Source organism: Salipaludibacillus keqinensis, from assembly GCF_003226325.1.
GTDB lineage: Bacteria > Bacillota > Bacilli > Bacillales > Salisediminibacteriaceae > Salipaludibacillus > Salipaludibacillus keqinensis.
The window spans coordinates 264216-276205 of the sequence record NZ_PDOD01000001.1 but is presented as its reverse complement, the minus strand read 5'-3'; the positions used below and the strand labels follow the sequence as shown (position 1 = coordinate 276205).

Genomic DNA, 11990 nt, shown 5'->3' with positions numbered 1-11990 from the left:
ATAAAGTGAACTTTTGAATGACAAAAGGTATTTTAAGCTCAGGAAAAAAGGAGTGAAGATATGAAAAAATTAGGTTTTATCGGTACTGGTAGCATGGGGGGTTTGATTATAGAAGCTTTTATTAAAGGGGGACAAATCAAGGCTGAGCATATTCATATGACAAACCGAACTTTGGAGAAAGCGAAACAGCTTCAGCTAAGGCATAAAAAAACAGTGGTCCATCATGACATCTATTCGGTTATTAATCATGCCGACTGGATTTTCATTTGTACCAAACCGATGGAAATGGTTCATGTCCTTAAAGACATATCCAACCTTCTAAGACCTGATCAAGTGGTCATAACTATTACAAGCCCCCTTCAGGTGGAAGAGTCTGAACAAATCTTAAATAAACAAGCCGTAGTACGTTTTATTCCGAGCATTGTTAACCTTAGTCTCGAAGGCCCTTCATTAATAACATACAGCAATCGGTGCTCCTCGGATCTAAGAGATGAATTAACGAGCCTATTTTCAAGTATATCTAACCCCGTTACGATTGATCCATCAATCACAAGGGTAGCCTCGGATATTGCAAGCTGTGGCCCTGCATTCATTAGTTTTCTAATTGAAAGAATGATTAAAGGGGCTGTAGATGAAACGAAAATTGACGAAAAAACAGCCACAATTATAGCTGAATCAATGCTAATTGGGTTTGGGGAGTTGTTAAAGCAAAAGCATTTTGACTTAGCAACCCTGCGCAAAAGGGTAACCGTGCCCGGAGGAGTTACAGGGGTTGGACTAAAAGTGCTTCAAAATGAAACTGGGTGGATGTTTCACGAACTGTTTAGAGAAACAGAAAAGAAATATGTGGAGGATCGCCAGGGGATATCAAAGCAACTAAATAATAAAGGAAGCTAGGTTCACTAGCTTCCTTTATTATACAAGAGCTTTCATAGATAGAAAACTATTTTTTTACCGCTTTGAAAAAAATTCTATCGTCCTCTTCTTCCAATTCTTTGTTTCCGAAGTCAGCCGATATAGAAATACGATGAAATCCTGCTTCTTCTAGCCATTGGTGATACGTACTAGGAAGAAACGTTCGTTGAAACTGTTCTTCATCCATCCTTTCATAGAGGTCTTCGTCTTTTTTTATGAAAAACGTCAACGAATGATGAACACTCAGTGATTCCTTATTAGGTTCACAAAACCACATGTATGAGAGCGATTCACTGTTTTCTCCATAAAGTTGGTGATCAAAGATATGTTCCATTTTAAAAGGGGAATGAACATCAAACAGCAAAACACCACCAGGTTTAAGAGATGAAGCAATCCGTCGGAAGGTTTGAATTACCTCTTCCTCTTTTGTGAGGTAATTCAAACCATCGCAAAAAATAGTGACCCCGTCTAATTGGTTAAACCCCTCCAACTCACGCATATCTTGTAAAATAAAACGAACGTCGGCATTCGACTTTCTAGCCTTTCGCTCTGCTACTGTCAGCATATCTTGAGAAACATCTACTCCTGTCACTTCATAGCCTCGATTAGCGAGCATCATCGTCAAGGTACCTGTACCACAAGCTAAGTCCAAAATACTCCCTTCCTTATGAACATACTTTTCAGCATATTCCAACCATGAGTCGTACGGAGCATCTTCCATAAGTACGTCATATAGGGAAGCAAAGTGATCATGGGTCATATTATCACTCTCTTTCTATGCTTGTAAAATCTCTTCTACATCTAACGTTGGCGCATCGCCCCAAAGCTTTTCTAAGTTATAGTAGTTTCGGTCATCTTTATGAAACACGTGGACAATGACATCATTAAGGTCGATTAGCACCCAGCGAGAATGTTCAATTCCTTCCAATCTCTTTAAATCTAAACCTGCAAGAGAAGCTCTGTCTTTCACTTCTCTTGCAATCGCCTCTACTTGTGTCTCTGAATTACCATGACAAATAACAAAATAATCGGCAACCAATGAGACACCTCTCATATCTAGTGTAGTTATTTGGTGAGCATTCTTATCATCAGCAGCACGAACTGCTAAGTCCAACTTTTCTTTAGGTTCCATGTTTTACATTTCCTCCAATTAATTTTCATTTATTAACGAAATCATTATAAGCTTCAAATGTATCTGGATAAATCGCCAGGGATTTATTACTTAAATGAATGATCGTGTTCTTTAGTGATGCTAAACATGCAAGGTCAAGATCATCTTCTGCCAATTTGCGGGCTTCAGCAGCTTCTGGAAACGTTCGACCCGGTTCAATATAATCGGCTAAAAAGACAATTTTTTCTTCCAATGTCATGCCGGCCCTTCCTGTCGTGTGGTAGCGAATTGCAGATAATATGACTTCATCTTTTATGTCTAATTCTTCCTTTACGTATACTGCACCTACGAAAGAATGTAATAACTCGTCTCCATAATCTAAAAGCCGCATAGGAAGGGTTGAATTTTTCATTACTTTTTGTCTCATTTCCTCCGTCGGTCGGTATTTTGCATAATCGTGTAAAATGGCTGCCATGCGAATTTTTTTAAAATCACCGCCATATTTCTCAGCCAGCTTCGTTGCTTGTTCCACGACTCTCTCCGTGTGCTCAAATCGACGGGGTTTCAAAGAATGGCGAACCGTTTCAAAAGCTTTTTTTTCATTCATATAAACGATTCTCCCTTATATACTCATAAACCTCTTTTATTAATAAAAACTGATTTAAAGAATTGTTCTTCACTTTTTCCCTGATATAACTGGAGGATAATTCCAAGCTGATTTCATCTAATATTGTTAAATCGAGAAATTTAGTAGCTTCAGGGATAGCAAAACCTGGACGAATGAGTACTATAAATGGCAGCATCTTTTGCAATTCGTCACTTCTGTCCCACATTGAAAAATGTTTTAAGCTATCTCCACCCATGATAAAAGAAAATTGTACATCAGGGTGGTCATTTTGTAACTTTTTTATTGTATCTACCGTATATGAGGGCCCGGATCGTTCCATTTCTACCTTGCTGAGCTTATAAGATGGATGTAAATCAACCATTTTCGAAACAAGAGTGACCCTTTGGTTTTCAGTAGTATTTGAAGAAAGTTGCTTATGTGGTGGGATGCGATTGGGCATCCACCAGATTTCATCTAACTCTGTTTTTAGCCTAGCCTCCTCAGCCATCATTAAATGGCCTAAATGAGGAGGATCAAATGTTCCACCTAGTAACCCTACTTTTTTCATTTGTAACGCCTCACATTTGATTGTTCCAGTTTTAAGGAAGTTCGATTTTCTTGTTTTCTTTTGATTCTTTATAGAAAATGATCGTTTTACCAATAACCTGCACAACTTCGGCTTTTGCACCTTTTGCTACTCTCAAAGCCACATCTTCTCGATCTTCATCACAATTTTGCAAGATACTTACTTTGATGAGCTCTCTTGCTTCAAGTGCTTCAGCTACTTGCTTGACTAGATTTTCATTAACTCCAGCTTTTCCTACTTGGAAAATAGGTTTAATATGATGTGCCTCTCCTCGCAAGAAACGCTTTTGTTTATTTGTTAACATTTTTATCCTCCTAAATTTTCAACAACCGTTTTTTTCATTAGTTCTCTCGGTGCATCTTGACCGGTCCACTTTTCAAATGCTAAAGCACCTTGGTTAATAAACATGCCAAGACCATTTTGAATCGTCGCTCCTTTACGCTCTGCTTCTCTAAGCCATCTTGTTTTAGATGGCGTGTAGATTAAGTCACTAACTACGACTCCTCTAGCAATCATCTCAAGTGAAAGAGGCATCTGATCAACATGGGGAGTCATGCCGATCGACGTCGTATTAACGATTAAATCAAATTCAGTTAATCGGGCCTGAGCCAATTGAATGGATATGGCAGCTGCATTTGTTAAAGACGAGCATTCTTCAGCTAATTGCTCAGCTCTTTGAATGGTTCGATTAGCGATGTATAGTTCTTTTGCTCCGGTCATTCCCAACGTCATGGCTACGCCTTTAGCCGCTCCACCCGCTCCTAAAATGAGAACTCTCATCTTATTTAACGTCTTCGGCAATACCGGTAACAAGGCTTGAATATATCCTTCACCGTCAGTATTATATCCAGTCAACTTCCCGTCACGATTCACGACCGTGTTAACCGCTCCGATTCGTTGTGCCAAAGGATCTATGTTATCTAAATATTCCATCACGTTAACTTTGTGTGGGATTGTTACATTCAGACCACTGATGCCTAGTCCCCTAACTCCGTCCATGGCTTCCTTTAACCGATTTTCATGAACGTCAAAAGCTAAATAAGAAGCGTCAATATTCAATTCATTAAACGCAGCTTGATGCATCAATGGAGAAAGACTATGACTAATAGGATGACCAATGACTCCATAAACTTGCTTCATGATCTTCTCCCTCCTTAGTATAGATATTTAAGCTTCCCTAAAAATAATAAAGTGGTAACAGCGCTGCAGTTTGGCTTAAGCCTTACAGGTAATTTGGCGACCGGTTTTCCCGAGATGTACAGGGTGATCTTAAAGAGTTGTAAATTAAAAAATAGATGGCCTGACACTCACATGCACGCCTTTAGGTGCATAGGTACGAATGACGCCTCCATCTCCACTAATCGTTACCCATCCTAATCCGGAGAATACTAAGTCCGTTTTACCAGGTTGTATTTTCCAATCTTTTTCAATAAGCTTCGGAAAAGATTCTTGATTTTCTTTATTTGGTGGCGACAGCATCTCACCTAAGTGCTGCTCATACAACGTGTCTGCTTTCTCTGTTTTCGTCCGATGAATAGTTAATTCATTAGACAAATACACTACGAAAGATTGGGGATCTCCACTGATAAAATCCAACCTCGATAATCCTCCAAAAAACAACGTCTGTTCTTGATTAAGTTGAAATACTTTCGGTTTAATTTCTTTTTTCGGTGTAATCATTTTTAATTCATTCTTATCTAGTAAATGGGCCATTTGATGGTGATTAATAATTCCTGGCGTATCATACAGAACAGACCCGTCATCTAATGGTACATCAATCATATCCAAGGTCGTTCCCGGTATATTAGATGTGGTGATGAGCATGTCATCTTCTGCTCCAAATTCCTTCAATAGCCTATTGATAAACGTAGATTTTCCAACATTGGTACATCCGACAACATAGACATCTTTGCCATTACGCAAATTTTCAATGAGATTAGCCGCTTCCATGATCGCTTCTCCTGACTGAGCACTCATTAAATGAACGTCAGTTGGTTTTAGACCATATTCCTTGGCTGCTTTTTTCATCCATTGAATAACTTTTGGACGCTTAACAGATTTAGGTAATAAATCCACTTTATTTCCTATTAATAATACCGGATTCTTACCAATAAAACGGTGAAGTCCTGGAAGCCAACTACCATCAAAGTCGAAAATGTCGACGATCTTAACAATGAGGGCCTCTTTATTTCCTAACTCATTTAGTATTTTCAGGAAGTCATCATCTGTTAAGGAGACGTCTTGAACTTCGTTGTAATGCTTTAGTCTAAAACACCTCTGACAAATAATCACTTCTCTTTTCAGAGCCGATGGTGGCGTATACCCTAACTGATCTTTGTGTTCCGTTTGGATTTTAACTCCACAGCCTGAACATACTACTTGTTGTCTTTCGATTTCTCCCATTCAATTAACCCCTTTCGTTTCATTGCTCGGAAAACACGTTGTTCGATACGACGATTGAATTTAGTCAAAATCCCGTCCGTTTTCGTAACTGGTACAACTAAAATTGTTTGAAATCCCCCGCGGTTTCCTCCGAGAATATCTGTCAATAATTGATCGCCAATGACAACTGTTTCTTCCCTCTTCAAGTTCATCAAGTCACACGCTGTTTTGAAAGCACGGCTCAGTGGTTTCCTAGCACTATGAATAAATGTAATCTTATGGGGATCAGCGAAATGTTTGACTCTTTTTTCGTTATTATTTGATACAATCACAATTTGAAAGCCACTATCTCTCAATTTTTCAAACCAGGCAACTAACTCTTCTGTCGCATCGGCCCGGTCCCACTCAACCAATGTATTATCAAGGTCTGTTATGACACCTTTTATACCTTGCTCTTTCAGTTCTTCAATCGATAAGTCGAATATTGATTGAACGTACTGATCTGGGATAAATTTTTTTAACACTTATTTCCTCCATTTCTTCATACCACAAACTTCTTCAAGCGAAGCTAGGGTACTAGCAAATATTTCTGTCATCACCGCATGAACATTTATAAGCTACTCACCTATAATACCTATATTTTAGCAGTGATTTCAAACGGAACAAACATATTCATGAATAAATCGTCGATTTCCTAAAAATTTTTCGACATCATTTTACAAATAGAGAAATCTGTGGATAAGTTTTCACACAAGCTACCCCATTCTTGCCCAACCAATTATAAAAGATACAAACAGGCTATCCACACATCTATCCACCGAAAATGTGGATAACCCCCTGTTTGAGCAACTTTACATTTCATGGTAATATCAACTCAACCAAACGAACGGACGACTGCGTGAGTACAAAATTAATAATGAATGGACAAGCTTATACGACTATCTAAGCGAGAAAAATATGTTATTTCATTTCTTTATACGAAGTTATAAAATGGGGAGGGCCTTAAATGAAAAAGCAGGGGGCATTGCGTGACATATCAGACGAGTTGTTGCTGGAAACATACAAGAAAGCGATAGAACTAGATTTATCCGAGGATTTTTTACTATTAATTTTAGATGAGATCGATCGCCGTTCTAATTTCACAAGAAAGATTGATCTTTAATACGTTTAATACGCTGATCATCAGTTACCTTCCTTTTGTTTTTTCTCTGGAATGACTTTTATATATTGTCGCGGTTGAAACCTATGGAATTCTGTAAATGAACCGTCCAATTGAAAGCCTCCATAGTTTTGTTGGTCGTGCTCAGCTTCAATTATTGATTTGGTCAAGGCCACATGTCCAAAAGCCCCAGCTGTAAAAATAACTAAAAAGATAATAAGGGAAATCACGTATTTGATTTGATTGCTCATCCGTACCGCCTCCTTACTGACAGGTTGGTACGGTTTTTCTATTTTTATACAATCTAAAAAGTAGAATATCAAAATCGCAGCTGAAATCAGCGCACGACATATTCCAACAAAATTTTTTTCGGAGTTTTTTTTTGAGTTTCTTCATATTTAAGTAAAAAGGGAAAACACTTTACTATGCAGTTGAAAAGGATGCAACAGGCTTCGTTTTATATTATAATTTTATTTGCGCTGTTACATAGGACTAGCTGAATAATTTGCCAGTCATAAAAAATTACAATGATTATTCTAAAAAAAACGTATGAAAAGGGAGGTTAATCACTTGTCAACGCTTCATTTTGTAGCTCTAGCACCGTTTATCATGGCGATCTTTGTTCCTTTCCTCTATCACAAATTTCGTCATATTCATACAGGGTGGTTTATTTTACCTATCCCATTACTGTTATTTATTTACTTGATTCAATACCTACCTCTAGGCGGCGCTGCCATGGAAACAGTCGAGCGCTCTGTGCCTTGGGTACCATCATTAAACATTCATTTCACCGTGTTTTTAGATGGATTGAGTCTTTTATTTGCTCTATTAATTACCGGGATCGGTACATTAGTTGTTCTTTATTCTATTTACTACATTGCAAATAAAAAAGAAGAACCTTTAAATAATTTTTATGTGTACTTGATGATGTTTATGGGGGCAATGTTAGGAGTTGTCTTATCTGATAACTTAATTGTCATTTATGTCTTTTGGGAATTAACAAGTCTTGCTTCTTCTCTTTTAATTGCTTATTGGTTTCATAAAGAGAAGTCCCGATATGGCGCACAAAAATCGATGCTTATTACCGTTACAGGCGGTTTCGCCATGCTTGCTGGTTTCACATTGTTATACATGATGACTGGTACATTTAGCATTAGGGAAATCATTTCCTATGGTGATGTGATTGTTTCAAGTCCGCTATTTTTACCAGCAATGATCTTGATTTTACTTGGGGCATTCACGAAATCAGCCCAATTCCCCTTCCATATCTGGTTGCCAGATGCAATGGAAGCTCCGACGCCTGTAAGTGCCTATTTACATTCAGCAACAATGGTTAAAGCAGGTATTTACTTAGTAGCTCGCTTTACTCCTGTCTTTGGTGGACAGCCGGAGTGGTTCTGGATCATTACCAGTTTTGGTTTATTTACTTTACTGTGGGGCTCTGTTTCTGCTGTAAGGCAAAAAGATTTAAAAGGGATCTTAGCTTTCTCTACAATCAGTCAACTTGGTTTAATTATGAGTCTTTTAGGCTTAGGTTCTGCTGCTTTTCATTACGAAGTGGTGGACGGCCAGTCTCTTTATACTGTAGCAGTGCTGGCAGCTGTTCTCCACCTCATTAATCACGCTACCTTTAAAGGCAGTTTATTTATGGTGGTAGGGATTATTGATCACGAGACAGGCACAAGAGATATAAGAAAGTTAGGCGGTCTCATGACCATTATGCCGATTACGTTCACTATTTCTTTAATTGGTGTTGCTTCAATGGCTGGTTTGCCACCATTCAATGGCTTTCTTAGTAAAGAGATGTTCTTTACAGGAACGTTGAACAGCGCCACCCTTGACGTGTTTAACGTTCAGACGATCGGATTTATTTTCCCAATCGTAGCATGGATCGCAAGCATCTTTACCTTTGTGTATTGTATGATCATGTTGTTTCGCACATTTACTGGGAATCATCAACCAGAAAAACTTGAAAAAGAAGCTCATGAAGCACCAATGGGAATGCTTATTTCTCCGATTGTGCTCGCTTCATTAGTGATTGTTTTCGGTTTCTTCCCTAACTTGCTAGCTTATACAATCATAGCTCCAACTATGCAATCCATTTTACCTGGTCTTCTCGAGCCTGGTGAACAATTTTATGTAAATGTTTATCACTGGCATGGGTTAAATACAGAACTATTTATGACGATGGGTGTTGTTTTCTTTGGAGCAATGATTTTCCTAAATGCTCGCAAATGGCAAGAAACAGCCTTTTATTTGAAAGAAAGAGATCCTCTCAACTGGTTTTATGACAATGGTCTTGTTGGATTAATTAAAGGTTCAACTGCTGTGAACAATGTTCAAATGACAGGTAAACTTCGAGATTATTTCTCATTTATGTTCATCTTTCTCGTGGTTGTCACAGGATATATGCTTTGGCAAAGAGATGCCATAGCTATTGATTTTGCTAATACGGCGGAAATTTCACCCTATATGTATCTCATTTCATTATCATTGATTCTCTCAACACTTGTCGTGCCATTTCTTTCAAAAAGGATTTCGGCAATAATCGTTGTGGGTGTCATTGGATTTCTTGTTGCTTTGCTATTTGTAGTATTTAGAGCACCTGACTTAGCTCTTACTCAATTACTAGTTGAAACTGTGATGGTTGTTCTGTTTTTACTTGTGTTTTACCATTTACCCGAATTGAGGAAGGAAAGCTTCAAACCTGCATTTAAAATATCTAACTTAATTATTTCAATAGGTGTCGGCCTTGTTGTCACTTTAACAGCACTTAGCGCTCACGCTTTCAGTGCGGCAAACCCAATTAGTCCTATTTCAGATTATTTCGTTGAGAATGCTTACGCTCTTGCTGGTGGAAATAACATCGTAAACGTGATTTTAGTTGATTTCCGTGGCCTTGACACGTTGCTTGAAGTTTTAGTATTAGGAATTGTTGGTTTAGCCGTGGTTGTTCTAATTAAGTTCAAGTCGCAAAAGGGGGAAGACGTATGAGAAATACTCCGGTTCAGCTTCATGTCATTACAAGAATCGTGGCGTTTATCATTCTTGCCTTCTCCGTGTTCTTATTCTTTGCCGGGCACAACAACCCCGGCGGAGGATTTATTGGAGGATTAATGTCCGCTTCGGCCTTAGTATTACTTTATTTGAGCTTTGATTTAAAAACGATTAAACGGGTGATCCCTTTCAATTATGCAAAGGTTATTGCTTCTGGTTTATTGCTAGCAATACTTACAGGAATTGTTGGTATGTTTTTCGGGTTCCCGTTTTTGACACAATTTTTTGATTATTTCCCATTACCTATTTTAGGAGAAACCGAGTTGACGACTGCTTTGCCATTTGATTTAGGTATCTATTTAGTCGTTGTCGGGTTTACTCTTCTCGTCATACTAACTGTAGCGGAGGATGATAACTGATGGAAATCTTAATGATACTAACCGTTGGCGTCCTCGTTACTGTCGCAACGTATATGATTCTGACAAAAAGTTTGCTTCGTGTAATTTTAGGGGTCGTTCTTCTTTCTCATGGAGCTCATTTACTATTCTTAACCATGGCTAATTTAAAGCAAGGTTCTCCTCCGTTATTAGGAGAAGAAGCTTCATCTTATGCCGATCCATTGCCTCAGGCACTCATATTGACTGCCATCGTTATCGGCTTTGGGATCACCGCTTTTATGCTCGTATTGGCCTACCGCACATATAAAGCGCACGGAACAGATAACTTCGACGAATTAAGGGGAACTGAAGATGAATAACTTAATCATTCTGCCAATATTAATACCAATGCTTATGGGTGTCATCTTAATCTTCTTCAAGGACTCCAAGACCATCCAGCGTGTTGTCAGTGTGATCAGCGTTGGACTTATGCTATTATTGTCCGTATACCTCAGCTACATTGTATATGTAGATGGGATTCAGACAATTGAACTGGGAGACTGGCCAGCTCCGTTTGGAATTGTTCTTGTTGCAGATTTACTTTCTAGTTCACTCGTTGCCTTATCCAGTTTGCTAGCTCTTGTATGCTTGTTCTTTGCCTTTCAGACTTTTTCTGCTGAAAGAGAGAGAAACTATTTTCACCCGTTCTTTTTATTTTTAATGGTCGGGGTGAACGGATCGTTTTTAACGGGTGATATATTTAATTTATTCGTATTTTTTGAAGTGATGTTAATTTCATCCTTTATATTAATATCAATGGGAAGTAAGAAATATCAGCTACGGGAATCACTGAAATACGTCATTATCAACACTGTATCTTCAATGTTTTTCATCATCGCAATAGCTTATTTGTACGGTGTTACTGGAACACTAAATATGGCTGATCTTTCTGTTAAAATCTCTGAGCTCGAACAGACAGGTGTTATTTCAGTCATCGCCGTCGTATTCTTGTTCGTATTCGGAACAAAAAGTGCGATATTCCCACTTTATTATTGGTTACCTCATTCGTACTATGCACCTCCAGCAGCGATCGCTGCATTGTTTGGTGGATTGTTGACTAAAGTTGGGGTTTATACGCTCATGAGAACATACACATTGATTTTCCCTCATGACCCACTGGTTTTTCAAATCCTGTTAATTGTCGGTGGATTAACGATGTTTATTGGAGTTCTGGGAGCCGTTTCACAATTTGATTTCAAACGAATCTTAGCCGTTCATATCGTCAGCCAGGTAGGTTATATGATCATGGGGATAGGGATCTTTACTCCTTTAGCCATTGCCGGAACCTTTTTCTTCTTGGCCCATAACATCATCGTAAAGTCAGCTTTATTCCTTTTCGCAGGGGTTGCTGAGAAAATTACAGGTACCTCTCATTTAAAAGAGATGAGCGGTTTATTGAAAACACATCCGTACTTTGCTTGGCTTTTCTTTATTGCAGCTATTTCATTAGCAGGTATTCCTCCTCTAAGTGGTTTCTTTGGAAAATTTGCTCTTGTTGTTGCCGGTTTCGAAGCTGGAAATTACTTCGTTATTGCCGTAAGTTTAGCTACCGGAGTACTGACACTCTTTTCTATGATGAAGATCTTTATGACGTCGTTCTGGGGTGAAGTGAAATTTCCAGATCCTCAGGCGAAGGACAAAAAAGTTGGAAAACTGTTAATTCCGATTTTGCCATTAGTCGCTTTAACAATCCTATTAGGGGTAGCGGCTGAACCGTTTATGCAGTTCTCTCTAGAACTTGCTGAGCAGCTCATGGATCCTTCCGAATATATAAATTCTGTCCTTAAGGAGTAGTT

15 protein-coding genes are annotated in these 11990 nt (G+C 38.5%); 6 read left to right on the top strand and 9 right to left on the bottom strand.

Going from position 1 to position 11990, the window contains the following annotated elements; genetic code table 11:
* Nucleotides 1-60 precede the first annotated feature (60 nt).
* Nucleotides 61-897: a late competence protein ComER gene (comER, locus tag CR194_RS01415; RefSeq protein ID WP_110607859.1), complete on the top strand. Its 837-nt coding sequence runs from the start codon at nt 61-63 to the stop codon at nt 895-897.
* Between the two features lie 46 nt (nt 898-943).
* Here comER and CR194_RS01410 read toward each other — a convergent pair whose 3' ends face one another.
* The 8 genes from CR194_RS01410 to CR194_RS01375 all read right to left on the bottom strand — a co-directional run bounded on the left by CR194_RS01410 (nt 944) and on the right by CR194_RS01375 (nt 6125).
* Nucleotides 944-1675 carry a class I SAM-dependent DNA methyltransferase gene (locus CR194_RS01410; RefSeq protein ID WP_110607858.1) on the bottom strand — a complete coding sequence of 244 codons (732 nt, stop codon included), beginning with the start codon at nt 1673-1675 and terminating at the stop codon, nt 944-946.
* Between the two features lie 15 nt (nt 1676-1690).
* Nucleotides 1691-2047 (bottom strand): ribosome silencing factor, encoded by a 357-nt coding sequence (rsfS, locus tag CR194_RS01405; RefSeq protein WP_110607857.1) that lies wholly within the window; start codon nt 2045-2047, stop codon nt 1691-1693.
* Between the two features lie 25 nt (nt 2048-2072).
* Nucleotides 2073-2633: a bis(5'-nucleosyl)-tetraphosphatase (symmetrical) YqeK gene (yqeK, locus tag CR194_RS01400; RefSeq protein ID WP_110607856.1), complete on the bottom strand. Its 561-nt coding sequence runs from the start codon at nt 2631-2633 to the stop codon at nt 2073-2075.
* The gene (gene nadD / locus CR194_RS01395) at nt 2626-3201 is read right to left on the bottom strand and encodes a nicotinate-nucleotide adenylyltransferase (protein ID WP_110607855.1); all 576 of its coding nucleotides are present in this window, start codon (nt 3199-3201) and stop codon (nt 2626-2628) included. The genes yqeK and nadD overlap by 8 nt, the downstream gene beginning before the upstream one ends.
* Before the next feature lie 31 nt (nt 3202-3232).
* Nucleotides 3233-3523 carry a ribosome assembly RNA-binding protein YhbY gene (gene yhbY / locus CR194_RS01390; RefSeq protein WP_110607854.1) on the bottom strand — a complete coding sequence of 97 codons (291 nt, stop codon included), beginning with the start codon at nt 3521-3523 and terminating at the stop codon, nt 3233-3235.
* Nucleotides 3524-3525: 2 nt separating this feature from the next.
* Nucleotides 3526-4359, bottom strand: a complete 834-nt coding sequence (gene aroE / locus CR194_RS01385; protein ID WP_110607853.1) for a shikimate dehydrogenase — start codon at nt 4357-4359, stop codon at nt 3526-3528.
* Between the two features lie 144 nt (nt 4360-4503).
* Nucleotides 4504-5622, bottom strand: a complete 1119-nt coding sequence (gene yqeH, locus CR194_RS01380) for a ribosome biogenesis GTPase YqeH (protein ID WP_199228110.1) — start codon at nt 5620-5622, stop codon at nt 4504-4506.
* Complete coding sequence (locus CR194_RS01375; protein ID WP_110607852.1) at nt 5595-6125, bottom strand: YqeG family HAD IIIA-type phosphatase; 531 nt, start codon at nt 6123-6125, stop codon at nt 5595-5597. Before CR194_RS01375 ends, yqeH begins: the two co-directional genes overlap by 28 nt.
* Before the next feature lie 482 nt (nt 6126-6607).
* On the opposite strand from CR194_RS01375, the gene sda reads away from it, so the two are divergent.
* The gene (gene sda, locus CR194_RS01370; RefSeq protein WP_408640715.1) at nt 6608-6763 is read left to right on the top strand and encodes a sporulation histidine kinase inhibitor Sda; all 156 of its coding nucleotides are present in this window, start codon (nt 6608-6610) and stop codon (nt 6761-6763) included.
* 20 nt (nt 6764-6783) lie between these two features.
* Here sda and CR194_RS01365 read toward each other — a convergent pair whose 3' ends face one another.
* Nucleotides 6784-7011 (bottom strand): hypothetical protein, encoded by a 228-nt coding sequence (locus CR194_RS01365; RefSeq protein ID WP_110607851.1) that lies wholly within the window; start codon nt 7009-7011, stop codon nt 6784-6786.
* 319 nt (nt 7012-7330) lie between these two features.
* Between CR194_RS01365 and CR194_RS01360 the strand changes: the two genes are divergently transcribed.
* Genes CR194_RS01360 through CR194_RS01345 form a run of 4 tightly spaced genes read left to right on the top strand, consistent with a single transcriptional unit; the run spans nt 7331 to nt 11988 of the window.
* Nucleotides 7331-9754, top strand: coding sequence for a Na+/H+ antiporter subunit A (locus CR194_RS01360; protein ID WP_110607850.1), 2424 nt, complete (start codon nt 7331-7333; stop codon nt 9752-9754).
* The gene (locus CR194_RS01355) at nt 9751-10176 is read left to right on the top strand and encodes a Na(+)/H(+) antiporter subunit B (protein WP_110607849.1); all 426 of its coding nucleotides are present in this window, start codon (nt 9751-9753) and stop codon (nt 10174-10176) included. Before CR194_RS01360 ends, CR194_RS01355 begins: the two co-directional genes overlap by 4 nt.
* Nucleotides 10176-10514, top strand: a complete 339-nt coding sequence (locus tag CR194_RS01350) for a Na(+)/H(+) antiporter subunit C (RefSeq protein WP_110607848.1) — start codon at nt 10176-10178, stop codon at nt 10512-10514. The genes CR194_RS01355 and CR194_RS01350 overlap by 1 nt, the downstream gene beginning before the upstream one ends.
* Entirely contained in the window at nt 10507-11988 is a 1482-nt protein-coding gene (locus CR194_RS01345) for a Na+/H+ antiporter subunit D (protein WP_110607847.1), read from the top strand. The genes CR194_RS01350 and CR194_RS01345 overlap by 8 nt, the downstream gene beginning before the upstream one ends.
* The last annotated feature ends 2 nt before the right edge of the window (nt 11989-11990 follow it).